Annotated in this window: 23 protein-coding genes; 11 read left to right on the forward strand and 12 right to left on the reverse strand. The window is 65.9% G+C overall.

Annotation, left to right across the window (positions count from 1 at the left end):
- Nucleotides 1–211: 211 nt before the first annotated feature.
- A complete protein-coding gene (locus ACPUD7_RS11770; RefSeq protein WP_425120007.1) occupies nt 212–1,273 on the reverse strand; it encodes a 2,3-butanediol dehydrogenase in 1,062 nt (353 codons plus the stop codon).
- Between the two features lie 144 nt (nt 1,274–1,417).
- Here ACPUD7_RS11770 and ACPUD7_RS11775 point away from each other — a divergent pair, with 144 nt between their 5' ends.
- The gene (locus ACPUD7_RS11775) at nt 1,418–3,532 is read left to right on the forward strand and encodes a heavy metal translocating P-type ATPase (protein WP_135538014.1); all 2,115 of its coding nucleotides are present in this window, start codon (nt 1,418–1,420) and stop codon (nt 3,530–3,532) included.
- Between the two features lie 134 nt (nt 3,533–3,666).
- On the forward strand, nt 3,667–4,164 hold the full coding sequence (locus ACPUD7_RS11780; RefSeq protein WP_135538016.1) for a hypothetical protein: 498 nt from the start codon (nt 3,667–3,669) through the stop codon (nt 4,162–4,164).
- Between the two features lie 108 nt (nt 4,165–4,272).
- Here ACPUD7_RS11780 and rraA read toward each other — a convergent pair whose 3' ends face one another.
- From rraA to ACPUD7_RS11800, 4 genes are all read right to left on the reverse strand, one after another.
- A complete protein-coding gene (gene rraA / locus ACPUD7_RS11785) occupies nt 4,273–4,740 on the reverse strand; it encodes a ribonuclease E activity regulator RraA (protein WP_135538018.1) in 468 nt (155 codons plus the stop codon).
- Nucleotides 4,741–4,785: 45 nt separating this feature from the next.
- A complete protein-coding gene (locus tag ACPUD7_RS11790) occupies nt 4,786–5,808 on the reverse strand; it encodes a D-cysteine desulfhydrase (protein ID WP_135538020.1) in 1,023 nt (340 codons plus the stop codon).
- A gap of 36 nt (nt 5,809–5,844) precedes the next feature.
- On the reverse strand, nt 5,845–6,321 hold the full coding sequence (locus ACPUD7_RS11795) for a hypothetical protein (protein WP_135538022.1): 477 nt from the start codon (nt 6,319–6,321) through the stop codon (nt 5,845–5,847).
- A gap of 231 nt (nt 6,322–6,552) precedes the next feature.
- Nucleotides 6,553–7,896 carry a dicarboxylate/amino acid:cation symporter gene (locus ACPUD7_RS11800; protein ID WP_135538024.1) on the reverse strand — a complete coding sequence of 448 codons (1,344 nt, stop codon included), beginning with the start codon at nt 7,894–7,896 and terminating at the stop codon, nt 6,553–6,555.
- A 160-nt stretch (nt 7,897–8,056) separates the two neighbouring features.
- Here ACPUD7_RS11800 and ACPUD7_RS11805 point away from each other — a divergent pair, with 160 nt between their 5' ends.
- The 3 genes from ACPUD7_RS11805 to ACPUD7_RS11815 all read left to right on the forward strand — a co-directional run bounded on the left by ACPUD7_RS11805 (nt 8,057) and on the right by ACPUD7_RS11815 (nt 11,850).
- The gene (locus ACPUD7_RS11805) at nt 8,057–9,058 is read left to right on the forward strand and encodes an acetamidase/formamidase family protein (RefSeq protein ID WP_135538026.1); all 1,002 of its coding nucleotides are present in this window, start codon (nt 8,057–8,059) and stop codon (nt 9,056–9,058) included.
- A 68-nt stretch (nt 9,059–9,126) separates the two neighbouring features.
- Nucleotides 9,127–9,885 (forward strand): SDR family NAD(P)-dependent oxidoreductase, encoded by a 759-nt coding sequence (locus tag ACPUD7_RS11810; RefSeq protein ID WP_135538028.1) that lies wholly within the window; start codon nt 9,127–9,129, stop codon nt 9,883–9,885.
- Nucleotides 9,886–9,993: 108 nt separating this feature from the next.
- Entirely contained in the window at nt 9,994–11,850 is a 1,857-nt protein-coding gene (locus ACPUD7_RS11815; RefSeq protein ID WP_425120008.1) for an acyl-CoA dehydrogenase, read from the forward strand.
- Nucleotides 11,851–11,913: 63 nt separating this feature from the next.
- On the opposite strand, the gene ACPUD7_RS11820 is transcribed toward ACPUD7_RS11815, so the two are convergent.
- The 3 genes from ACPUD7_RS11820 to ACPUD7_RS11830 form a co-directional block, all read right to left on the reverse strand.
- Entirely contained in the window at nt 11,914–12,648 is a 735-nt protein-coding gene (locus ACPUD7_RS11820; RefSeq protein ID WP_240689598.1) for a phosphatase PAP2 family protein, read from the reverse strand.
- Nucleotides 12,649–12,716: 68 nt separating this feature from the next.
- Nucleotides 12,717–13,385 (reverse strand): response regulator, encoded by a 669-nt coding sequence (locus tag ACPUD7_RS11825; RefSeq protein WP_425120009.1) that lies wholly within the window; start codon nt 13,383–13,385, stop codon nt 12,717–12,719.
- 112 nt (nt 13,386–13,497) lie between these two features.
- Nucleotides 13,498–14,814 (reverse strand): sensor histidine kinase, encoded by a 1,317-nt coding sequence (locus ACPUD7_RS11830; protein ID WP_425120010.1) that lies wholly within the window; start codon nt 14,812–14,814, stop codon nt 13,498–13,500.
- 159 nt (nt 14,815–14,973) lie between these two features.
- Here ACPUD7_RS11830 and ACPUD7_RS11835 point away from each other — a divergent pair, with 159 nt between their 5' ends.
- Entirely contained in the window at nt 14,974–15,792 is an 819-nt protein-coding gene (locus ACPUD7_RS11835; RefSeq protein ID WP_425120011.1) for a DUF4352 domain-containing protein, read from the forward strand.
- Nucleotides 15,793–15,858: 66 nt separating this feature from the next.
- Here ACPUD7_RS11835 and ACPUD7_RS11840 read toward each other — a convergent pair whose 3' ends face one another.
- Complete coding sequence (locus ACPUD7_RS11840; protein ID WP_425120012.1) at nt 15,859–16,650, reverse strand: fructosamine kinase family protein; 792 nt, start codon at nt 16,648–16,650, stop codon at nt 15,859–15,861.
- 4 nt (nt 16,651–16,654) lie between these two features.
- A complete protein-coding gene (locus ACPUD7_RS11845; protein WP_425120013.1) occupies nt 16,655–17,422 on the reverse strand; it encodes a 3-keto-5-aminohexanoate cleavage protein in 768 nt (255 codons plus the stop codon).
- A gap of 68 nt (nt 17,423–17,490) precedes the next feature.
- Here ACPUD7_RS11845 and ACPUD7_RS11850 point away from each other — a divergent pair, with 68 nt between their 5' ends.
- The 5 genes from ACPUD7_RS11850 (at nt 17,491) to ACPUD7_RS11870 (ending at nt 21,814) form a co-directional block, all read left to right on the forward strand.
- A complete protein-coding gene (locus ACPUD7_RS11850; RefSeq protein ID WP_425120014.1) occupies nt 17,491–18,483 on the forward strand; it encodes a zinc-dependent alcohol dehydrogenase in 993 nt (330 codons plus the stop codon).
- 121 nt (nt 18,484–18,604) lie between these two features.
- Nucleotides 18,605–18,988: a 6-pyruvoyl trahydropterin synthase family protein gene (locus tag ACPUD7_RS11855; protein ID WP_135538041.1), complete on the forward strand. Its 384-nt coding sequence runs from the start codon at nt 18,605–18,607 to the stop codon at nt 18,986–18,988.
- On the forward strand, nt 18,985–19,995 hold the full coding sequence (locus tag ACPUD7_RS11860) for a glycosyltransferase (protein ID WP_135538043.1): 1,011 nt from the start codon (nt 18,985–18,987) through the stop codon (nt 19,993–19,995). The genes ACPUD7_RS11855 and ACPUD7_RS11860 overlap by 4 nt, the downstream gene beginning before the upstream one ends.
- A complete protein-coding gene (locus ACPUD7_RS11865; protein WP_425120015.1) occupies nt 19,992–20,951 on the forward strand; it encodes a hypothetical protein in 960 nt (319 codons plus the stop codon). The genes ACPUD7_RS11860 and ACPUD7_RS11865 overlap by 4 nt, the downstream gene beginning before the upstream one ends.
- Nucleotides 20,948–21,814 (forward strand): lysylphosphatidylglycerol synthase transmembrane domain-containing protein, encoded by an 867-nt coding sequence (locus ACPUD7_RS11870; RefSeq protein ID WP_135538047.1) that lies wholly within the window; start codon nt 20,948–20,950, stop codon nt 21,812–21,814. Before ACPUD7_RS11865 ends, ACPUD7_RS11870 begins: the two co-directional genes overlap by 4 nt.
- Here the strand turns inward: ACPUD7_RS11870 and ACPUD7_RS11875 are convergent.
- Nucleotides 21,732–22,157, reverse strand: coding sequence for a RibD family protein (locus ACPUD7_RS11875; protein ID WP_425120016.1), 426 nt, complete (start codon nt 22,155–22,157; stop codon nt 21,732–21,734). The genes ACPUD7_RS11870 and ACPUD7_RS11875 overlap by 83 nt on opposite strands.
- Complete coding sequence (ribA, locus tag ACPUD7_RS11880; protein ID WP_425120017.1) at nt 22,075–23,103, reverse strand: GTP cyclohydrolase II RibA; 1,029 nt, start codon at nt 23,101–23,103, stop codon at nt 22,075–22,077. Before ribA ends, ACPUD7_RS11875 begins: the two co-directional genes overlap by 83 nt.
- Nucleotides 23,104–23,109 lie beyond the last annotated feature (6 nt).

Raw genomic sequence — 23,109 nt, forward strand, 5'->3', positions numbered from 1 at the left:
GATAGTGCGACTGTAGCGCAGACCAATGTGGCCCGCAACACTCCTCCGCGCGGTCGCGGTTGGCTGGGCGAGCGTGGCCGCGGGGAGTCGAGAGGGTGGCTGCGGATCCACTTCCCCGACGAAAGGAGGAGGTCCTCCCGTCGCTCTGCTCCGACACGCTGTGGTGTGAGGAGAGCGGCGGGAGGACCTGTTCGTGCTGGTGTCCGGGTAGTCAGGCTTGCGGATCGACGATGATCTTCACGTGCTGTTCGTTGTTGTCGATGAGTTCGTCGAATCCGCCGGTGATGAGTTCGTCGAGGCCGATGCGAGCGGTGATGAATGCCGAGAGATCGATCTTGCCGCTGCCCGCCAACTCGATCGTCGACGGGTGATCGCCGGAGTAGCCGATCGTTCCGCGCAGGTCGATCTCTTTGAGGACGAGCTTCGGCATGTCCACTTCTGGTTTGTGGCCCCAGATCGAGACATTGACGATGACCCCGCCCGGTCGGACTGCGTCGAGGAGCATGTCGAGAACCACCGGCACCGAAGAGCACTCGAAGCCGACGTCGGCGCCCCTGCCGTCGGTGCGTTCCCGGACGGCCTCCGCGACGTCACCGTCGCGAGGATCGAAGACCTCGTCGGCGACGCCGGTGGTCAAGGCCATCTTCTTCCTGGCTTCGGAGAGCTCGGAGATGTAGACGGTCAGGCCTTCGGCCTTGAGCACCGCAGCCGTGAGCAGACCGATGGGCCCCGCGCCACCGACGATGGCGACCTGACCGGACTGCGCTTCAGAGCGGGCATAGGCATGGTGGGCGACGGAGAGCGGTTCGATGAGCGCCGCCTGGTCGAGGGGGATGTCTCCGATCGGATGCACCCAGCGACGCTGCACGACGATCTTCTCGGCAAGGCCGCCTCCGCGCCCGCCGAGGCCGATGAAGTTCATGTCCTTGGACAGCTGGTAGCTCTCACCGATGCTCGTGTCGACGTCGTCGGCGATGATGTAGGGCTCGACGACCACCGTCTGTCCGACCTTGAGGTCGGTGATGCCCTCGCCGAGGTCGGTGATCGTCCCGGAGAACTCATGCCCCATCGTCACCGGTGCAGATTCTCCGGAGATCGGGTGAGGGTGGCCTGCCGGTGGGACGAAGATCGGACCTTCGAGGTATTCGTGGAGGTCCGTTCCGCAGATTCCGCACCAGGCGACGTCGATGGCGACGGTGCCCGGCAGGAGATCCGGTTCCGGAATGTCTTCGATGCGGATGTCTTTGCGGTCGTAGAACCGTGCTGCTCTCATCATGTTTCCCTTCGAGTGGTGCCGCGGCAGCGGGTGTCTTCGAACGATAGGCCCGGAAGCCGCCGGAGAGCCAGGGTTGCACGAGATTGCGTGGTGGGGTGAATCACCGTTGAACAATACCCTATGGGGGTATATGTTGAGGGTATGGACAAGCATCGCACTCATCGGCATTCGGATCACGAGGAACACGGCGGTTTCGGCGGACATGAGGGTGCCGCAGATGGAGCCGGCCACGCGGATCATGCCGGCCACGCCGGCCACGATGATCATGTCGCGCAATTCCGACGACTGTTCTGGATGATGCTCGTCATCGCCGTTCCCGTCGTCGCATTCAGCCCGATGTTCGGCCATCTGGTCGGCTACGAAGTCCCCGATGCCGGGTTGGTCGGAGCGTTGTCGTGGCTCGCGCCGATCCTCGGCACGGTCATGTACGTCTGGGGCGGCAAGCCCTTCCTGACCGGAGGCGTCTCCGAGATCAAGGGACGCAGCCCGGGGATGATGCTGCTCATCGCCTTGGCGATCACGGTCGCCTTCGTCTCATCATGGGGATCGTCCCTCGGTCTCCTCGACCCGCAGCTCGACTTCTGGTGGGAGCTGGCGCTGCTCATCGTGATCATGCTTGCCGGGCACTGGATGGAGATGCGATCGCTTGCGCAGACCACCTCGGCGCTGGACAGTCTGGCGGCGCTGCTGCCGGATGAGGCGGAGAAGATCGAAGACGGCGAGGCGGTGGTGGTGTCGCCCGATGACCTTGTGGTCGGTGACGTCGTCCTCGTCCGTCCGGGGTCGTCCGTGCCGGCGGATGGTCGCATCCTCGAAGGGTCGGCGAGCATGGACGAATCCATGGTCACCGGAGAGTCGGCGACTGTGCGCCGTGGCGAAGGCGATGCCGTCGTCGCCGGGACCGTGGCCACGGACTCGGGGCTGCGGCTCGAGATCACGGCGATCGGAGAGGACACCGCGCTCGCCGGAATCCGCAAACTCGTCGCCGATGCCCAGAATTCCTCGTCCCGGGCCCAGCGCATCGCCGACAGGGCCTCGGCCTGGCTGTTCTGGTTCGCTCTCGGATCGGCCGTGGTCACGGCCGTCGTCTGGTCGCTCATCGGCATGCCGGACTCCGCGGTCGTCCGGACGATCACCGTCCTCGTCATCGCCTGCCCGCATGCCCTCGGCCTGGCGATCCCGCTGGTCGTGTCCATCGCCACCGAGCGGGCTGCTCGTGCCGGGGTGCTGGTCAAGGACCGGCTGGCGCTGGAGACGATGCGCACCGTCGACTCCGTCCTGTTCGACAAGACCGGAACCCTGACAAAGGGTGAACCGACGGTCACCGGCGTCGAGGTGGTGCCGGGCGCTCATTCGGCACGAACAGAAGCCGAAGTGCTCCGTCTGGCTGCCGCGGCAGAGGCCGACAGTGAGCACCCGCTGGCGCGGGCTCTCGTCCGGGCCGCGGACGAACAGGGCCTCGACGTTCCGTCCGCAGCCGAATTCTCCTCGTCTCCCGCAGTCGGTGTCAGGGCTGTCGTCGATGGTCGGACCGTCGAGGTCGGCGGGCCGAGGCTGCTGGCCGAACACGATGCTGCAGAGGCGCAGATCGCCGACCAGTGGCGGTCCGAAGGCGCCATCATCCTTCACGTGCTGGTCGACGGCGCGGTCATCGGCGCGCTGCGGCTGGCCGATGAGATTCGTCCGGAGTCACGCGACGCTGTTGTGGCCCTCCACGCCATCGGTGCTCAGGTCGTGATGATCACCGGTGACGCCGAGGCGGTCGCGAAGTCCGTGGCTGCCGATCTCGGCATCGATCGCGTCTACGCCGGCGTCCATCCCGCAGACAAGGCTGCCAAGGTTGTTGAGTTGCAGGACGAGGGTCGGCAGGTGGCGATGGTCGGCGACGGGGTCAATGATGCGCCTGCACTGGCGCAGGCCGACGTCGGCATCGCCATCGGCGCCGGCACCGATGTGGCGATCGGCTCGGCTGGAGTCATCCTCGCGTCCGACGACCCGCGCTCCGTGCTCTCGATCGTTGAACTCTCCCGGGCAACCTACCGCAAGATGAAGCAGAACCTGTGGTGGGCGGCCGGTTACAACCTGCTGTCGGTTCCGCTGGCAGCAGGCATCCTGGCGCCGATCGGCTTCGTCCTGCCGATGAGCGTCGGTGCCATCCTCATGTCGATTTCGACGATCGTCGTGGCGCTCAACGCTCAGCTTCTGCGCCGGCTCGACCTGCGTCCCGAATCCGCGGTCGAGCACGTGTCCTCGTGACGCTGATTCGCGCGTGAGGGGAGAGGCACCCGGAGGAATCGGGCTCAACCGAAAGCCAGCCGGCTTCCTCGCGGAGGCGTTCGGCTTTGGGGGTGCCGCACTCGGGCAGGGGCTGCACCGATAGGCTGGTGCCCATGAAGTCAGTTGCCCGTCTCATCTGCACAGCTTCGATTGCCTTGGTGCTGCCTCTGAGCGCTTGCGGCTCCAGCGACGAAGAGCCCGCGGCGGACTCGACTCCGACGCAGACCATGTCGGTTGTGACACAGGGCTTCGACTCGCTCGAAGACCTGTCCGACTATGTGGCGGAATCGCTGGATGGGGTCGAGGTGCATCTTGAATCGGAGACGAACCCGGACTTCGATGCGCAGAACGAAGCCGACCGCCTCCACGTCGATTTCACGTCGGACCAGCAGCGGGCAGCGGACATGGAAGCGACCGCACTCATCGTCCAAGCGGCCTCGCAGGCCGCCTTCGACTACGACATCCTCATGGTCACCGGTGACGTGTCGGCCGGGGAGTGGTCGTATCTCTACGACCGAGACACGGTCAAGAAGCTCACGAGCGATGGAAGCATCGTCGTCGCCGATGTCTGGGACGCTGCAGAACAGAGTTTCGACACCCTCCACCGCTGAGGCCGCCCCCTCAGGCCCGACTCCGGGGACAACAGGCCAACGACAGAGGCCGACGCAGAACCTCTGCGTCGGCCTCTGTCGGTTCCATTTCTCGAGGGGGGGCTCGACCTATTTCTCGACAGCGACCCCATCGGCATCGGCGAAGACCATCGCTCCGGGACGGATCGTCGCCCCGCCGATCACGACGGGCACGTCGATCTCTCCGACTCCGTCCTTCGCGCTTTTGCGCGGATTGCTGGCCAGCGCCTTGATGCCGAATTCCATCTCGGCCAGAGCTTCACGGTCGCGGACGGCTCCGTTGATGACCACTCCGGACCACCCGTTGCTGACCCCCGCCTCGGCGATCATGTCGCCCATCAGGGCGGTGGCGATCGAACCGTCGCCGTCGATGACGAGGACGGCGCCGTCACCGGGTTGGTTGAGAGTCTGCTTGACCAAGGCGTTGTCCTGGAAGCACCGGATGGTGCGGGCGGGGCCGGAGAATGAGATCTTGGCCCCGAAATCTCCGAAATTCAGCGCGACGGAGTACAGCTCATCGCCGCGCTCGTCCCAGAGGTCTGCTGTCGATACTGTCATGATTGCGCCTTCCGCTGATCGTGTGAGCGAGTGTATGCGTGGTGATCAGGCGAATGCCTGAGCCCGAGCATAGAGTCCGGGCACCCCACCGGAGTGGATGAAGACGACATTCTCCTCTGCGGAGAACCTGCCCTGCCGGACGAGGTCGATGAGACCGGCAGCCGCCTTGCCGGTATACACGGGGTCGAGGAGGATCCCCTCGGTGCGGGCGAAGAGTCGCACGGCCTCGACCATTCCTGCAGTCGGCAGGGCGTATCCGATACCGTAATAGTCGCCGAGTCCCACCGTGTGCTTCCGGGCGGCCGGGGACAGGCCGAGAAGCTCGGCGGTGGATCCGACGAGACCGTTGATCTTCGTCTCCTGGTCTTCGCGTGCGCGGCTGACATTGATCCCGACCACGGCGGTACTGCTGCCGGCCGCCTGGAGACCGACGATGAGGCCTGCCTGCATGCCGGCCGAACCGCTGGGTGTGATGATCGTCGTGGATTCGAGCCGCGCCGAGGCGAACTGATTGAGCATCTCCTGCGCGCAGTCGACATAGCCGAGGGCACCGATCGGGTTCGAACCGCCGACAGGGATGACATAAGGATTCTTGCCTTCTGACCGCAGGGACTCCGCCAGGGACTCGGCCTCACCGAGGAGGTCGGCGCCGTTGCCGAGTACCGTGACCGAATCGGCGCCGAGGAGATCGAAGAGCAGGAAGTTGCCCGTGAACTCCGGCGGATTCGACCCTGCCGGACCGAGGCCGGTCCCTTCGGGGCCGAGATCCTCTTCGACGATGAGGTGACAGTCGAGCCCTTCACGACGGGCCGCGGCGAGAGTCAGGCGGCAGTGATTGGACTGGACGCCGCCGACGGTGACCAAGGTGTCGGCTCCCTGCGCCAGTGCATCGGCGATGAGGAACTCGAGCTTGCGCGTCTTGTTTCCGCCTTGGGCCAGTCCCAGCTGATCATCCCTCTTGACCCAGATCTGCGGCCCGCCCAGGTGCGCGCTCAGCTGCGGCAGATGTTCGAGCGGAGTCGGTCCGGAACTGTAGCGGCGACGTGGAAAAGCCTCAAGAGTGACCATGGTCTCCGAGTGTACCCGCAGGTCCGGACTCAGTTCTCACCTCGTGAAGCGCGCTGTGAGCACGGCGCGATCCGCGTTCTTCGCAGCGGCATGCCTGTCCACTTCGAGAGTGAGCAGACGGCCGGTCGTCCGGTTGGCATAGACGGCGGTGGCCGTCGTCTCGTCGGCGTCGGCGGCCACGCGCTTCCACTGCTTCACATGAGCATCCCCCTGCGCAGTGAGAGCTCTGACGACTTTTGGCCGTGCTCGTTTCTCCAGGTCGCCGGTCGTGCCTGAGACCCACGCGCGGATGAGGCCGTCCGCATAGTCCGCGGCGGTGTTCGGGTGACCGACGCTGTGTGTGTCGGCTGCCGTTCGTCTCACTTCAGGCGCCTCCGACTCAGTCGATGTCGATGCGGTCGTCTGCGCGCCGGACGGCTCTCCGGCAACGGCCGGACCGGCCGAGAGCAGACCGCTGCCGAGGACGACGGCGGCCGCTGCGGCAGACACACGGTGAGCGGCGGTGATGAACATGGTGGCGAATCCTCCTGCAGATCGTGGTCATTGCTGGAGCTGAGTATCGTCCGCCCAAGTGAGAAGCACCGCCCGGAGCCTGAGCAAAGGCTTGGAAGCCGAAGTCCGATTGCGAATGTTTCATTGCGATCATGCGGCATCTCCGAGATATTCGACCAGGGCTCGGAGTCACCGACGATGAAGCCGCAGAAGTATGACGAAAACAAGTGACCTGACGGAATCAAATCGTGATCACGTCTGGTCGGCGGACGTCGTGTCGGCCGACGCTTCGGCGGAGGTGGCTCGTGCGTCCTCCTCCTGGTCCATCCAGTCCTTCCCATCGAGGATGCGAGCGACCATCATGGAGCTGGCCTGATCGCCGACAGAGTTCACGGTGGTCGCCGGCGGGTCGATGACTGTGCCGATGATCTGGATGATCGGCAGCGCTGCTGCCGGGAAGCCGTAGAGGGTGATGATCATCAGCTCGCCGATGAACCCGCCCGAGGGGATTCCGGCCATGACCATCCCGGCCAGCAGCGCCACAGCGACGCCGATGAGGATGTTGCCCGGGGTGAAGAAGTCGCGGCCGAAGACGGCGAAGAGGAAGGAGATCTTAAGTATCGCGGACAGGCTCGAACCTTCCATGTGGATCGTCGCTCCGATCGGAATGATCGTCTCCCTGACATCGCGGGGCACGCCGATGCGCTCGCCGGCTCGCAGGTTCGCCGGAATCGCCGCCACCGAGGAGGACGTGCCCAAGGAGATCGCCGTCGGTTCGATGATGTTGCCCCAGAAACGGGTGACTCCGCGACGGCCGCCTGCGAAGAAGGCATAGAGAGTGAACGCGAGGATGAAGTAGACGATCGCCACCGGGTAGTAGACGAGGAAGGCGCGCACATAGTCGCCGACCAGCTGCGCCCCGAGCTCGCCGATGAGGGCCGCGAAGTAGGCGCCCAAGCCGATCGGTGCGTAGTACATGATGATCGAGGTGAACTTGAGGAACACCTCGGAGCCGGAGTTGAGGAACTGAGCGAACGGCCTGCCCGCCTCACCGATCTTCGACGTGGCGATGCCGACGACGACGGCGAAGACGATGAGTGCGAGCATGTGCTCGGCGGAGAGGATCTTCGAGAAGTCGTCGACGACGAAGGTGGATACGAGCTGATCGCCGATCGATCCGACCTCCTCGACGTCGTCGGGCTGAGACATCTCGACCTGGACCCCCTCTGTGGCCTTCGTCATCCACAGGGCTGCGATCATGACGACCGAGGCGATGATGCCGGTGACCGCGAAGACTCCGAGCATGCCGCCGAGGATCTTTCCCAGTCGCTTGGCAGAGGACATTCCCGCTACCGCTGAGGCGATGGAGAAGAACACCAGAGGCACGACAAGGGTGAACATCATATTGATGAACAGAGTGCCGAAGGGTTTGATGACGGTGGCGCGCTCTCCGAAGACGAGTCCGATGATCGCACCGATGACGACCCCGGCGAGGATGAACAGCGGGAAGCGATAGTTGCGCAGGACCCGAAGGAGCCCCGACTTCTGCGGCTGATGGCCGGAGCCCGTCGGGCTCGAATCGACGAGGGAGGGCATAGAGCCTGCCTTTCACATAGTGCGTGGCGGCAGGAGAGACCGCCAGGAGAGATCATAGTGGGCATTCACGATCAGCTGGTTGGAATGTCGCCGTCGGAGGGACGACCGAGTGCTTGCGGCAGGCCATTGGCTGCGTGATCGCCATCACTTACCATGAGATATGGAGATCTTCGACTTCGCGCCGCGGCCGGATCAGTTCGCCTACACCTTCGGCGGTGTTGCACCGGTGGCCGCAATCGAACCCGGCACGGCATTGCGGCTGTGGTCCGAAGACGCGTTCAACAACGCGATCACCTCACGATCCGATGTGCCGAGCGCGCAGCTCGATCCGCACAGGCTCAACCCGCAGACGGGCCCCTTCTACCTCAACGGCGCTGAACCGGGCGATACCTTGGCCATCCACATCGTCGATCTGACGCCCGCCCGCAGCTGGGGCGCCTCGGCGACGATTCCGTTCTTCGGCGGGCTGACGGCCACAGACCGGACCAGTCTGCTCCACGACGCACTTCCGGAAGCGGTATGGATCTATGACATCGACACTGCCGCACAGACTGTGGGCTTCCAGACCCGGGCAGGCGATTTCGAACTCGCACTGCCTCTCGAACCGATGCTGGGCACGGTCGGAGTCGCGCCCGCTGGGGGAGAAGCGCACTCATCGCTGACTCCCGAGCGTTTCGGCGGCAACATGGATACGCCGGAGATGCGGGTCGGCAGCACCGCATACTTCGGTGTGAATGTCGAGGGAGCGCTGTTCTCCATCGGCGATGGTCACTACCGCCAGGGCGAAGGTGAGGCATGCGGCACCGCGGTGGAGGGGGCGATGAATTCGACGATCATCGTCGACCTCATCAAAGGAGGGGCTCCGCTGTGGCCGCGGTTGGAGAGCGATGAGCACTGGATGGTTGTGGGCTCGTCGCGTCCGATGGAGGATTCGTGGAGGATCTCTCAGGTCGAGATGATCCGCTGGCTCTCGGAGCTCTTCGGTCTGGACAGTATGGATGCTTACCAGCTGCTGACTCAGATCGCGTTGGTCCCGGTGGCCAACGTGGTCGACACCAATTACAGCGTCATGACGAAAGTGGCGAAATCTCTGCTGCCGAGTGCCGCGGCATTCGACGGCATCCACGCGGACCTGCGTCGGCGTGCACGGGAACTCCGGTAGCCGGAGGGGCGCATGTCACTGAGCCGAGTGATGTGCGTCGTGGTGAGTTCGGGAAAGAGGCACGACAAGTGGATCTGAGGATCGGCGGGAAGACCGCCATGGTCACGGGCGGAACGCGAGGAATCGGTCGGGCAATCGTCGAGGCTTTTCTCGCCGAGGGCGCGAATGTGGCCTTCTGTGCTCGCAGCACTCAAGAAGTCGCCGACACGGAACTGGAATGCGCAGCACAGGGGAGGGTCATCGGAACGGCGCTCGATGTCAGCGACAGCACGTCGCTGAACAACTGGGTCGAGTCCACCGCTGAGGAATTCGGCGGAATCGACATGGTCGTCGCCAATGTCAGCGCCTTGGCGATACCGGACACAGAAGAGAACTGGTACCGCTCATTCAACGTCGACCTGATGGGGACGGTGAACTTGGCGAAAGCCACGATCGCCCACCTCAAGGACAGCGAAGCCGGGTCGTTGATCGCCATCTCGAGTGTCTCGGGTCGAGAGGCCGACTTCGCTTCGGGCCCGTACGGGACGATGAAGACCGCAATCATCGGGTATATGGCTGGGTTGGCTCTGCAGCTGGCTGAGACCGGAGTGAGGGTCAACACCGTGTCTCCGGGGAACACATACCACCCGAACGGTGTATGGCCCGGCATCGAGACCGGCGACCCCGAACTCTTCGACTATGCGCTCGGACTCAACCCGACCGGACGCATGGGCACTCCTGAAGAGACCGCAGCCAGCGTCGTCTTCCTCTCCAGCCCGTGCAGCAGCCGAACGTCGGGCGCGAATCTCCTCATCGATGGTGCTCTCACGAGGGGAATCCAGTTCTGAAGAGGCGACTCAGGGCCCTGCCCAGGAACACAGCGGACCGGGCAGGGCCTCGTGCTTGCAACCGCGGTCAGTCCTTTACTGAACGAACGTTTGGCCTAAACTGAAGCTGTGACTGATGAAAACACCGGCAATGGCGTCGTGCAGGCCACCACAGAGTCCATCCTTTCGACCACCGACATCGATTTCCTTCTCTACGACTGGCTGAGAGTCGATCAGCTGTGCAGCAGGCAGCGCTTCTCCGACCACTCGCGTGAAGTCTTCGACTCGGTGCTCTCCGCGAGCGAAGAGTTGGCCAAGGAGCAGTTCGCCCCGCACGCGCGCAAATCCGACCTCAATGAACCGACCTTCGACGGCAAGACGGTGACGCTGATCCCGGAGATCAAGGCCGCACTCGGCCAGTTCGCCGACATCGGACTGCTGTCGGCGACGATGGACGAATCCGTCGGCGGCATCCAGCTGCCCCAGACCGTGGCGAAGGCCTGCTTCGCCTGGTTCCAAGCGGCCAATATCGCCACCGCCAGCTATCCGATGCTGACCATGGCAAATGCCAACCTGCTGCTCGAATACGGGACCGAAGAGCAGATCGAGAAGTATGTCCTGCCCGAACTCGACGGGCGCTTCTTCGGCACCATGTGCCTGTCCGAGCCCGAGGTCGGCTCCTCGCTGGGCGATGTCACGACGAAGGCCGTGCCCGATCCGGACGGAGGAGAAGGGGCTTTCCGCGTGCACGGGACGAAGATGTGGATCTCCGGCGGCGACCATGAGCTCTCAGAGAACATCGTCCACCTCGTCCTCGCCCGCGCCGAAGGCGACCAGCCCGGAGTCAAAGGACTCAGTCTGTTCCTCGTGCCGAAGCACCTCGTCGACGACGACGGCAGCCTCGGCGAACGCAATGACGTCGTCCTCTCGGGCCTCAACCACAAGATGGGCTGGCGCGGAACGACGAATACTCTGCTCAACTTCGGCGAGGGAGCCCACACTCCCGCCGGCAGAGCCGGTGCCGTCGGCTACCTTGTCGGGGAGCGGGGCAAGGGGCTGGCCTGCATGTTCCACATGATGAATGAGGCCCGTATCGGAGTCGGTGCGGGAGCCGTGGCCGTGGGCTATCACGGGTACCTCGACGCCCTCCGCTATGCCCGCGATCGTCGTCAGGGGCGTCCCGACGGAGCCAAGGGCGCCGACTTTCCGCCGGTGCCGATCACCGCGCATGCGGACGTCCGGCGCATGCTCATGGCTTCGAAGAGCTACGTCGAAGGCGGCCTCGGACTCACCCTCTACGCCGCTCGTCTCCTCGACGATTCCGAGACGGCCGAAACCCAGGCCGAGCGCGATCGCGCGGCTCTGCTGCTCGACGTGCTCACCCCGATCGTCAAGACCTGGCCGAGCGTATGGTGCCTCAAAGCCAACGACCACGCCATTCAGGTGCTCGGAGGAGCGGGTTACACCCGCGACCACGATGTCGAGCAGCTCTACCGAGACAATCGGCTCAACCCGATCCACGAAGGCACGCACGGCATCCAAGCCAAGGATCTGCTCGGCCGCAAGGTCGTGATGTCCGGGGGAGAGGGACTGCGGGTCCTGCTCGAGCAGATGCGTACGACCATCGCCGAGGCGGCCGACACCTCTGCCTGGAACGACGAAGCCTCGGCGCTGAGTTCGGCGGCCGACCGGATCGAAACCGTGACCGCCGCGGTGTGGTCCGATGGGGATCCGGTCTCGGCGCTGGAGAACGCGTGGACCTATCTCGAAGCGGTCGGCCACACCGTCATGGCGTGGCTGTGGCTGCAGCAGGGCATGACCGCCGAGGCGACTGCCCAGGACCGCGGAGACTCATCTTTCCTGCAGGGCAAGATCGCAACCGCGCGGTACTTCTTCACTCATGAGCTGCCGCTGACCGGCCCGTGGTTCGACCTCGTTGAGAGCCGGTCGACGACGTTCGCCGATCTCGACGACTCCTGGTTGTGAGGCTGGGCTGAGAGCCGTGTGACTGTCGGGTTCGTCTGCGGGACGGCGGAACCTCGCGCCTCATCACGTCCGCAGGACGGGCCGTCGTCGGTCTGCCGCTATGAGGATGCGCAGGAAGAGTCCGCCCGCTAAGAGACCGCCGATGAGGTCGGTCGCCCAATGCCAGCCGAGAGCGAAGGACACCATGACGGAGTTCACGCTCACCGCAGCGACACCCCACCACAGCAGTCGCACGGTGCGGGTGGAGACGGTGCTGTAGGCACAGATGAGGTAGGCGACCGCGCCGTAGATGAGCACCGCCTCGGCGGCGTGTCCGGACGGGTAGCTGATTCCGCGCCCGCCGAGTCCGAGGAGACCGTCCTGGAAGAAGCGGGGGTCATGCAGCGTCGTCGCCGGTCGCGCGAGCAGGATCTTCATCGAACCGATGCCGAGATAGAAGGCCGCCTCAGTGGCGAGGGCGAAGAGGACCGGTCGCCACGACTGTCTCTTGCGCGACAGCACGATCGCGGTGATCGCGAGCACCGGCAGACAGACGGCCTGCCCGGCGATGGGATCGAGGATGTGCTGGAAGAACCAGACGAGATCGGGTTCGGCCAGGTAGAGCCACCGCCGGTTGAGTGTGTAGTCCCAGACGCGCAGGGGTCCGGCAGCGGCGGCCGTGACTGCAAGGAAGGCGATCGCGAGGGTCCAGATTGAGGTTGCTCGGGACAGCAGCCCCCGCACTCGAGTCTTCCAAGGACCACGATCTGTGGGGCTGCTGATCAGCTTCTCGGATTCGACATATGACTCAGCAACCATCAGCTACGAGTTTAGACGGCGTGGACAATCACTTCTGCTGTGGGTGATAAAGAAACGGTGAATTCTGCTCAGAATCCTCGGGCCCGGACGACCGTGGTCGCGACACGGACCCGATTGTCGGTGTCGAGTTTGATGTTGATCCTGTTGAGATGGGTCTTCACCGTGGCCAGACTCATGAACGTCTCCTCTGCGATCTGCTGATTCGACAGGCCTTCTGCCACGAGTGCGGCGATCTCCCTTTCACGGTCGGTGAGTGCCGAGAGCAGAGTCGCGGCTTCATGCTGCAGGCGACGGTCGGAGTCCGAGGTGATCTGGGCGATCACCTGGCGCATGGACTGCGGAGCGAGGATCGGTTCCCCGGCGTGGACCTTACGGACCGCGACAGCGAGTTCCACCGGGCCGATGTCCTTGAGCAGATAGCCCGCGGCTCCCGCCTCGAGTGCTCGGAAGAGATGGTCGTCGCTGTTCATGCTCGTCAGTGCCACCACTTTCGGCGCCCGCACGCTGTTGAGCAGTCGCTCAGTGGCTTCGATCCCGCCGATTCCCGGCATTCTGATGTCCATGAGGACGATATCGGGATAGTGGAGGGCCGCGGCCTCAACTGCTTCCTCACCGCTCATGGCCGAACCGACGACCTCGATATCGTCGGCCGCCTGCAGGATTCCTCGGATTCCGGTGATGACCATGGGGTCGTCATCGACGATCATGACGCGGATCGGAGAGACGGTGTGGTTCATGTGCGTCACACTACCCGAGACCCGTGACACGATTCGCTGTGCCTCGGGCGCCTGTGCCCCATCACGGCCTCGCGGAGGCGTGCGACGGGCACGCGGGCCACGAGGGCGCGGCTCAGGTCTGTGGCGGGAACGGCGGGAAGCTCACCACGACGTGGAACTCCTCACCGCGCACACCGATCGACGTTTCGCCTCCGAACATTTCGGTGCGTTCGCGGATGCCGACCAGCCCGGCCCCGGACCCGGTCGAAGCCAGCTGAGGCTCCAGCGCGTCCGGAGTGCGGATGAGGGGATTGGTCACCGAGATCTGCACACCGCCGGCGGCCGAGACCGCGATATCGACCGTCACCGGCGAACCCGGTGCATGCTTCATCGCATTCGTCAGTGCCTCTTGAACGATGCGATAGACCGTCCGGTCGAGAGCCGGCGGGCAGGACTCGACGTCCTGGATGATGATGAGGGGACGGACGTGCGTTCCGGTGGACTGCACCGAGGCGATGAGCTGCGGCAGCGCGGTCATCGTCGCGCGGCTCGGCGGTGCCGAGGATTCCTGCTGCGGTCGCGGATCGGACAGATTGCCCTCTCTGACGTCTCCCACCAAGTGGCGCAGATCCGCCAATGAGGCACGAGCCTCCTGCCGCAGAGCGGAGGCGGTCGACGCGACCTCAGGATCGGTCTGCGCCCCCACCTCCAGCGCGCCGCTGTGCAGTGAGATCACCGATAGGCGGTGGGAGAGGGTGTCGTGGAGTTCGCGTGCCAGCAGTTCTCGTTCGGACTGCCGGGCGATCTCGGCCGTGAGCGACTCATTGCGCAGAGCTTCACGCTGCGCGACCGATTCCACGGCTCTCATCCTCTTGGTCCGACGCAGAAGCGCACCGACTCCCAGCGCCGCCCCGAGACCGATGAGGCAGGCCGCAACCGTGATGATTCTGATCGCCAGGTGCGAATCGTCCGGCGGGATCGTGGCTTCGATGCCCGACACCTGCGCAGGGTCGGGCAGGAAGAAGATGCTGAAGGGATTGTACTCGGGCGGAGCCAGACACATCCTCACCGTGGCGAACACCACCAAGCCGGTGCCCACCGCCGAGGCGGTGATCGCCTGTCTCCTGGGTGCGCGGATGACGAGGTGGAAGACGGCGATGAGGAGGAGAAGCGCATCGCCCCAGGCTGCGGTGAGCAGGGCGCCTGCGATGAAGGGGCCCCACGGCCACCGGCGGCGGATGAACACCAGTGCCCACACCAGGAACAGCAGGAGGACCGCGACCAGCCCGGTGTCATTGAGCTCGCCCTCGGCGAACGCCCAGGAGTTGGCAGTCAGGGCCATCGACGAGGTGAGGATCCCGAAGAGATAGACAATGAGGTCGACGAGGAGGCTGCCGGCTATGCGCACGCCGCGAGGGATCGTCGGCGGAGGGACGGGAGGTTCTGACACATATGAATCGTAACTGCGGGCACTGACACACGTAGTCCACCATCGGGCTGGATACGGTCAACCGTTCGGTCGGCAGACTCCAGCCCGAACGCGGACGTGCAGGACGGTCGAAGCGACGAGGCTGGAGAAGTCAGCCAGAAGCCGTCTCGAAGGAGCGTCATGTCCCAGCCGCAGAACCCCCAGAATTCCCCGCAGCAACCCCAGTCCTCGCAGCCTCAGTATCAGAATTCCCCGCAGTACCAGATCCCGCACAGCCCGCAGGGCCAGCAGGCGCCCCAGCCTCACGACCCGCAGCAGTGGGCGCCCGCACAGCATGCACCCGCATTTGGTGCCGGCGGCAACTACCCGCCGCAGCAGTCCGGCGGCTACGCTCAGAAGCCGCCGAAGCAGAAGAAGCCACTGCTCAAACGCTGGTGGTTCTGGCTGCTCGTCATCATCGTCGTGATTGCAATCTTCAGCGCGCTCGGCGGTGGTGGAGACGAAACCACCACCGGTTCCTCGGCGGAGAACTCGGCCGATGCCGAGCAGTCCGGAAAATCCGCGGATGAGAAGGACGCGGACGAGCCCGCCGAGGATGCCTCACACGGAGTCGGTGACACGGTGGCCGCCGACGATTGGGAGATCACCGTCGACTCCATCGAAGACGGTGTCTCGACCGTCGGTGACGAGTATCTGGGTGCCGAAGCGCAGGGCCAGTTCGTGCAGATCGCACTGTCTGTGAAGAACACCGGATCGGAACCGGACTACTTCTTCGAAGACGACATCAAACTCGGCGATGACAACGGCAACACCTACTCGGCGGATTCCGAGGCCGGCATCTACGCCGCCGAGAACAACATCCTCTTCCTCGAAGAGATCAACCCCGGAAACACGGCGAAGGGCGTGCTCGTCTTCGACGTCCCCGAAGACGTCGACGCCAACCGTCTCACCTTCGCCGGCGGACTCTTCTCCGACCCGGTGGAGATCTCGCTGCAGTGACTCCTGGGTGCCGCGCGCCAGGCAAGCTGGGACCGGTTCGATCCGCGACCCCGGATCGAACCGGTCCTAGTCGCGCAGGCGCCGCGCTCGTGCGGTGATCGACCGGGCCGCGTTCACAGTCTGGTCGAGGAAGCCGCGTCCGAAGAGACGGACATGGGCGAGAAGCGCGAAGAAGCTGTGCGCCGGCAGATCCTCACGCCATCCCTCCGGCAGAGGATGGGCCTCCTCGTAGCCGGCGAAGATCTCCTCGAGGTGCGCAGTGCCGAAGAGGTCGAGCAGCGCCAGGTCCTCCAGCCGATGGCCGCCATGGGCGGCCGGATCGATGAGGGTGCCTCCCGCGGCCGTCCACAGGAGATTGCCTGACCACAGGTCGCCGTGGATTCGCGCAGGCTCCTCGACACCGTGACCGCAGATCCCGTCGAAGCTGCCCACGCCGATCGCCCACGCCGCCGAGGCGATCTCCGCTTCCTCCTCGCCGCTCAGCTCTCCTGAGAGGGACGACAGCAGCGGGAGGAGCCGTCGATCGGTCCAGAAATCAGCGAATGAGGACCCTGACTCGGTGCTCACCTCGAAAGGGGCATCGAGCGGACCGAAGAATGCCGAATCCGCCGGGGTCCACCCGAAGCCGGGAGCTCCCGCATCATGCAGCCCGGCCAGCTTGCGCCCGAATTCGCGTGCCGCGGCAGCGCTCGGGGCGACCTCGCCGAGCCGTTCGAGCCGCAGGAAGTCCGCCCCGTGGTCGAGGACCTCGACGACGGGAACGATTCCGGGTTCGGCCAGCCACTGCAGACCGGCGGCCTCGGCGGCGAAGAAACCGGCCGGGGCACCGGGACGCTGTTTGATGAAGTCGGAAGACATGGTCTCAGGGTAGTGGGTGGACGCGGGGTGACGAGCCGAGCTCGGCGAGGAGCCCGGCCGCGACGGAGACGAGAGCGCCATTGCCGGACGCCTGCGTGCCGTCGATGAGGACCGGGGTGTCCTCCAAACCGGTGCGGATGCCGTGCCCGCGGCGGATGGCTCGCGCATTGACGACCCAGGAGGCGATGCCCTCACCGTGATGGACCTGAGGCAGGTCGACGTCCGCCTCGGCGAGGACCCGTTCGATGGCCGCAGCCTGAGCCAGGGCCGCATCCGGGTCGGTCACGGTGGGCTCGACGAGCACCCGACGGCAGCGGTCCGCCGCCCCCGAATCGACGAAGGCTGCCGCATCGCTGACACTGAGCAGACCCGCCTCGATTCCGACGCCGCGCCCGCTGAGCAGCGTGCACACCTCGCCGATCCCCGCTTCTCCCTGATTGGCGCTGACGAGGTCGGGCAGCTCGGTCCACTCGGTGATGAGGGTCAGCCGCTGCTGCGGATCGGGTTCGATCTCGGCCGAGGTACTCACGGAGATCGCAATCCCAGGGCAGGCGGCACGCACCGCGCGGATCGTGGTCGCGACCGCCGCAGCATCGAGGGTCTGCCGCCCCATCTCATCGAAGGGGTGGAAGTGGACCACCTGCGCACCGGATGCCACCGCGGCAGCCGCCTCGGCGGCGATCGTCTCCGGTGTGCGGGGAGTCACCGGATGGTCGCGATCACCGTTGACAGCGGCGTGCAGCAGCGGTTCGTTCGGGGTGTGTGCGCTCATCTGCCCACTGTCTCGCATTCCCGGCGGGGAGTACAGGCCTGGGGCGGGCTCACCTGTACGATCGGAGTATGGCTTGGCAGTACTGGACCGAAGCCGCCCGACGAGGGGCTTGGCGTGAGGTGCCGACCCCGCACGTCGACCCCGATGCGGCGGCACAGCTGCGGATCCGCACCACCGCCTCGGCGGTGTCGAAGGGCACGGAGACACTCGTCCACGCCGGGCGGATCCCCGACCGGGTCACCGCTCTGATGCGCGCACCCCACCAGATCGGGGACTTTCCATTCCCCGTCTCCTACGGGTATCTCAGTGTCGGCATCGTCGACGAAGGACCCTCGGACTGGATCGGCCGCCGGGTGTTCGGTCTCCTGCCGCACCACAGCCACCACATCGTCACGGTCGACGACGTCCACGAGATCCCTGACGGCGTCGATGACCACCGCGCACTGCTGGCCGGGGCAGTGGAGACCGGTATCAACATCCTCTGGCAGCTGCCCCCGCGCTTCTCCGACCGGCTCAGCATCATCGGCGCCGGAATGATCGGCGCCTCCACTGCGCTCCTGGCATCTCGGATGCCCTTGGAACGTCTCGAAGTCATCGACGTCAATCCCGACCGCCGCGCAATGCTCGAGTCCCTGGGACTGTGCGCCCTGGCTCCCGAGGAGGCCTCGGTCGACAGCGACATCGTCATCCACACCTCCGGCCACGCAGCCGGACTCACGCGCGGGCTCGAGATCACCGGCGACGACGGCACCCTCGTCGAAGCCTCCTGGTACGGTTCGTCCAGCCCGACGGTGCCGCTCGGCGCGGACTTCCACGCCCGCCGGCTGACCATCATCGCCTCCCAAGTCGGAGAGGTGGCGGCCGGACACCGGGCTCGTCGTACCCGCGGGCAGAGGCTGCAGGCAGCACTGAGGGCCCTGGCCGATGACCGGTTCGACGCCCTCATCACCGGCACATCCGCGTGGCAGGAGCTGCCCGGGATCATCGACGAACTCGCCTCAGACGGCCAGCTCGCCGCAGACACCCTGTGCCACATCATCGACTATCCTCAGCCCGGTTGAGCACCCGACGACCGGCCCCACCGGCCGGCCCATCGACCGGCCCACCGGCCGGCCGATCGACCGGCCGGGAACCGACCGCGACCGCACGCAACGAAGTGACCGCAGCGACAAGGAGACACCGATGTTCAGCCTCACCGTCAACGATCACGTGATGATCGCCCACAGCCTGCCCAACGAGTTCTTCGGCCCCGCCCAGGCCATGCACGGCGCCACGCTTGCCGTCGAGGCCACGTTCTCCCGGGAGAACCTCGACGAACATGCGGTCGTGCTCGACATCGGGGAGGCGATGAGCCTGCTCGATGCGGCCCTGACACCGCTGCGTTATGCGAACCTCGATGAGCATCCGGACTTCCGCGGTCGCCTGAGCACCACCGAAACCGTCGCCCAGTACATCGCCGACCGCCTCGCCGACTCCCTGAGCGGCCGTCCCCATATCGGCATCCGCGTCGATCTGCAGGAGAATCCGCGGGCATCCGTCACCTACACCGTGCCCGACCGCCCATGACCCTCCACCTCATCGAGCCCGTCCTCGGCCGCATCAGCGGGGGACTGGCGTTCAACCGGGCGCTGACCGAGGCATCCGAACGACGGATCGTTCGCCACCCCGTGCCCGGCGACTGGACCCGACCGGGAGAGGCGGAAGCGGCCGCGGTCGCCGACGCCATCCGCGCGGGGGCCGGGCCGATCCTCCTCGACGGTCTCATCGCCGTCGGACTGCCCGGAATCGTCGAATCGGCCGGTTCCGGTCACCCGCCCCGACCGGTGCATGTGATCGTCCATTCCCTGGCCGGAGACAGTCCGGAACCATCGGCAGAGGCCGAGCGGGAGCGACGTGCGCTCTCATCCGCGGCCGGTGTGGTCGCGACCAGCCGTTTCACCGCAGCGCGGCTGTCTTCGCGTTATGGGATCCGCGCCGAGGTGGCCCGACCAGGCAACCGGGTGCGTGCCCAGTCGGTCGGTGAGACCGGAGAGCACCTCCTGTGCATCGGAGCGATCACCCCGAACAAGGGCCAGCTGCTCCTCGCCGAGGCGCTGTGTGACCTCGGCGAGACTCCCCTCGACTGGCGCTGCAGCTTCGCCGGCCCCGTCGCCGACTCCGCCTACGAACAGCGGCTGCGCACCGCGTGCACGCTTCTGCCCACACACAGCACCGAGATCCTCGGTGAGCTGCCCGCTCCTGACATCGACGCGCTCCTCGGCCGAGCCGATCTTCTGCTGCTGCCCTCGCGAGCGGAAGCCTACGGGATGGTCGTCGCCGAGGCGGCCGCGGCCGGTGTCCCAGCATTCGTCACTGCCGGCACCGGTGCCGAAGAGCCTCTGCAGGCGGGCATCGCCCTCCCGCACGAACCCGCTGCCTGGACCCGGGCCCTGCACCGGTGGGCCGAAGACTCGCAGTTCCGGACACGCCTGCAGTCCGAGGCACGCGACCAACGGACACAAGCGGTGCGCAACTGGGCAGAGACCGTCGACGAGGTGATGGCCGCGGTGTCGACCCCCGGAGGAGACCCATGACCGCGGCCGATGCCGACTGGCTGGACCTGCGCGTCCCCGTCGACGACGCAGCCAAACAGCAGTCCCTGCATCTGCTCGACCACGCGGTGAGGGTGCTCACCCCGGCCTCGGCAGATGCAGCCCCGGCTTCGGCCGACGCGGCTCCAACGGATGCCGTCTCACCCGGTGCTGCCCCACCGGACGGCGATCACGAGCCGCTGCTCGTCATCGACATCGGGGCGGGCACCGGGAACTCGGCCCGATGGTTCGACGACCGACTGCGCGAACGCATGCCCGGCCGCGAGCTCGACTGGGTCTTCATCGACGCTGATCAGGCTTCCCTCGACCAGGCGGTTCGAACCATGCCGAAGGCCTCAGCGATCTGCGCTCAGATCTCCGAGTTGCCCGCCCTCACCGCCGACCTCCTCAACACCGCCGAGGCCGGCACCGCCGGTTCCCCAGCTTCAGGGAACGGCGAATCCGGCGCACCGCGACTGCTGCTCACCTGCAGCGCGGTACTCGATGTGCTCACCCGCTCCGACCTGGAGACGATCAGCGACACGCTCGTTCGCTTCCGCGGCATCGGGCTCTTCCTCCTCAGCATCACCGGCGGGTGGACCCTTGACCCGCCCCATCAGCACGACACGATCCTGAACGACGCGTTCACCGCCCACCAGCACCGCGACGGCAGACTCGGCTGCGATGCACCGGAGGCCCTGGCCCGTCTGGCAGCGGATCGCGAAGCGACGATCACGTCCGGGCAGAGCCCCTGGCTGCTGCACGCCCCACACGATCATGAGTTCCTCACCCGCTTCCTCAGCGAACGCATCGACGCTGCCATCGGCGCTTCCCCGCACCTGGCGCAGACAGGCCGGGACTGGCTCTCCGCACGGTGCTCTCGACTCCGTACCGGCCTGAGTGTGCGAGTCGACCACGCGGACCTCCTCATCGACGCGAGCGGAACCCACCGACCGTGACCTGGACCAAGAGGATCCTCATGGTCCTCATCACCGTCGCCCTGCTCCTGCTGACAGCGCGCGTCGTCGGTGCCCAAGCGCTTCTCGACGGATGGAGAGTGCTCAATGTCTGGACGGTTCCGACGGCACTGGCCTGCGGGTTCGTCATGACCGGGGCCCAGGCTCTGCGCTGGAAGCTGCTCCTGTCATTCAAAGGCACCGACATCGCCTGGCCCACGGCGCTCGCCGACTGCTATTCCTCGAGTCTGCTCAACATGGTGCTGCCCGGCGGACTCGGCGGCGATCTCGCACGCGTCGCGGTCTACCGACGCACCGGGCCCCGCAGATGGCTGTCCCCACTCACCGCCGTCGGCGCCGAACGGCTGAGCACGACGACTCTGCTCTTCGCAACCGCCTCGGTGAGCCTCATCGGAATCTCACCGTCCCTGGCAGGGGCAGCCGCAGCCGTCTCTGCGGCGACACTGGCGATCTCCGTGCTCGGGATGAGGGGGATGGACTGGCGTCTCGGAGTCATCGTGTGGGCATCATCGGCGCTGGGCATGCTCGCACTCTTCCTCCTCTTCCTCAGCGCCATGGTTGCGCTCGGAGGACCGGTGGTGCCGGTGCTCGCCGTCGTCGGTCTCGCCGCCATGAGCATCCCCATCGGCGTCGGCGGCTGGGGTGTGCGAGAACTGGCGATGAGTCTCATCGCCGGCGGGGTCGCAGTCTCGATGGAGACCGCAGCGACCGCGGCGACCGGCTACGGCCTGCTCGCGATGATCTCCACTCTGCCCGGACTGTTCACGGTGTGGACGGCGGGCAGGAACCGGTCCGCACCGGCCGAATCGGATCGTGCTGGGAATGATCGAGCGCGGCAGGACTGAGCAGGTACTCGGTGCAGATGTCCTCACCGAACTCCAGGCGACGGAACGGGGTGCGCAGCGCCTGCGCCATCACCTCAGAACCCTGGAAGCGAATGCCGGGCACACCGTCTCCGATGAAGACCGGTGCGGTGGTGAGGAACAGCCGGTCGAGGACACCGGCGGTGAGGAAACTCGACACGGTGCGGCCGCCGCCTTCGATGAGGAGGGACCCGTCGACCTCGTCGCGGATGAGGGAGACGACCGTGCGGGGATCCACAGGCTCACCGGCTGCGGCCGGCGGCAGGCGGAGAACCCTCACATGAGCGGCGATGCCGGGCGGTACGGCCGCCTCGGTGCCGATCATCCACAGCGTCGGGGTCGGGCCGGTCGCCAACACCGTGGCGGTGGCAGGCACCCGCGCGTGGGGGGGCGAGGACGACGCGGACGGGATTCTCACCCTCGACCGCCCGTACCGTCAGCTGCGGATCATCGGCGATGACGGTCCGTGCGCCGACGAGGACAGCGCCGACACTGGCGCGGATGCGATGGAGATGGGTGCGGTCTGCCTGCCCGGACACGAAGCGGGCATCGCCGGTGCTCGTGGCGATGAAACCGTCCTGACTCTGGGCCAACTGGGCCACGACCTCGACCTCGTTCACCAGAGTGACATAGACATCGCCCGAGCCGGCGGACTCGGGCGGGAGATCATGGTTCATCCGCTGCCGCTTGCTGGTCAGGTACGCCCTGTTCTCGGGCCGGTCCTCCACCGGCAGTCGAACCCGGGAGACGACCTCGATGCCGGCGGCTTCGAGCGCATCCTGTTTGCTCGGATTCGAACTGAGCAGGCGCACGCGGGGACAGCCGAGGTCGGTGAGGATCGCAGCGGCAGCGGAATAGTCCCGGGCATCATCGGGCAGGCCCAGGGCCCGGTTGGCGCTGACCGTGTCGAGTCCTCCGTCCTGCAGGGCGTAGGCCTCGAGCTTGGCGGCCAGACCGATTCCGCGTCCTTCGTGTTCGGACATGTAGATGATGATCCCGGTGCCGGCCTCGGCGATGGCGGCCAAAGCGGCCTCCAGCTGGTCACCGCAGTCGCAGCGATGAGAGCCGAGCGCATCCCCGGTCAGACATTCGCTGTGGACGCGGGTCAGAGGAGCACCTTCGGACTCTGGGGAACCCATGCTCAGCACGGCATGAGCGATGCCGCAGTGAGTGAATGAGCGGATGGTGAAGACCCCGTGCTTCGTCGGCAGCGAACTGGGCGGTCCCGCCAGAAGCCTGGTCGTGCCGGTGCGGCCATGCATCGAAGTCATGGTTGC

The sequence above is a fragment of the Brevibacterium sp. FAM 24630 genome, from assembly GCF_049804075.1.
Taxonomy (GTDB): domain Bacteria; phylum Actinomycetota; class Actinomycetes; order Actinomycetales; family Brevibacteriaceae; genus Brevibacterium.

Coding starts and splice junctions, on each gene's coding strand:
- ACPUD7_RS11825 (WP_425120009.1), bottom strand. CDS start 13,385: ATGAACCACACCGTCTCTCCGATCCGCGTCATGATCGTCGATGACGAC.
- ACPUD7_RS11835 (WP_425120011.1), top strand. CDS start 14,974: ATGTCCCAGCCGCAGAACCCCCAGAATTCCCCGCAGCAACCCCAGTCC.
- ACPUD7_RS11805 (WP_135538026.1), top strand. CDS start 8,057: ATGGAGATCTTCGACTTCGCGCCGCGGCCGGATCAGTTCGCCTACACC.
- ACPUD7_RS11865 (WP_425120015.1), top strand. CDS start 19,992: ATGACCGCGGCCGATGCCGACTGGCTGGACCTGCGCGTCCCCGTCGAC.
- ACPUD7_RS11775 (WP_135538014.1), top strand. CDS start 1,418: ATGGACAAGCATCGCACTCATCGGCATTCGGATCACGAGGAACACGGC.
- ACPUD7_RS11860 (WP_135538043.1), top strand. CDS start 18,985: ATGACCCTCCACCTCATCGAGCCCGTCCTCGGCCGCATCAGCGGGGGA.
- ACPUD7_RS11780 (WP_135538016.1), top strand. CDS start 3,667: ATGAAGTCAGTTGCCCGTCTCATCTGCACAGCTTCGATTGCCTTGGTG.
- ACPUD7_RS11855 (WP_135538041.1), top strand. CDS start 18,605: ATGTTCAGCCTCACCGTCAACGATCACGTGATGATCGCCCACAGCCTG.
- ACPUD7_RS11820 (WP_240689598.1), bottom strand. CDS start 12,648: ATGGTTGCTGAGTCATATGTCGAATCCGAGAAGCTGATCAGCAGCCCC.
- ACPUD7_RS11790 (WP_135538020.1), bottom strand. CDS start 5,808: ATGGTCACTCTTGAGGCTTTTCCACGTCGCCGCTACAGTTCCGGACCG.
- ACPUD7_RS11795 (WP_135538022.1), bottom strand. CDS start 6,321: ATGTTCATCACCGCCGCTCACCGTGTGTCTGCCGCAGCGGCCGCCGTC.
- ACPUD7_RS11850 (WP_425120014.1), top strand. CDS start 17,491: ATGGCTTGGCAGTACTGGACCGAAGCCGCCCGACGAGGGGCTTGGCGT.
- ACPUD7_RS11845 (WP_425120013.1), bottom strand. CDS start 17,422: ATGAGCGCACACACCCCGAACGAACCGCTGCTGCACGCCGCTGTCAAC.
- ACPUD7_RS11770 (WP_425120007.1), bottom strand. CDS start 1,273: ATGAGAGCAGCACGGTTCTACGACCGCAAAGACATCCGCATCGAAGAC.
- rraA (WP_135538018.1), bottom strand. CDS start 4,740: ATGACAGTATCGACAGCAGACCTCTGGGACGAGCGCGGCGATGAGCTG.
- ACPUD7_RS11875 (WP_425120016.1), bottom strand. CDS start 22,157: ATGATCGGCACCGAGGCGGCCGTACCGCCCGGCATCGCCGCTCATGTG.
- ACPUD7_RS11800 (WP_135538024.1), bottom strand. CDS start 7,896: ATGCCCTCCCTCGTCGATTCGAGCCCGACGGGCTCCGGCCATCAGCCG.
- ribA (WP_425120017.1), bottom strand. CDS start 23,103: ATGACTTCGATGCATGGCCGCACCGGCACGACCAGGCTTCTGGCGGGA.
- ACPUD7_RS11840 (WP_425120012.1), bottom strand. CDS start 16,650: ATGTCTTCCGACTTCATCAAACAGCGTCCCGGTGCCCCGGCCGGTTTC.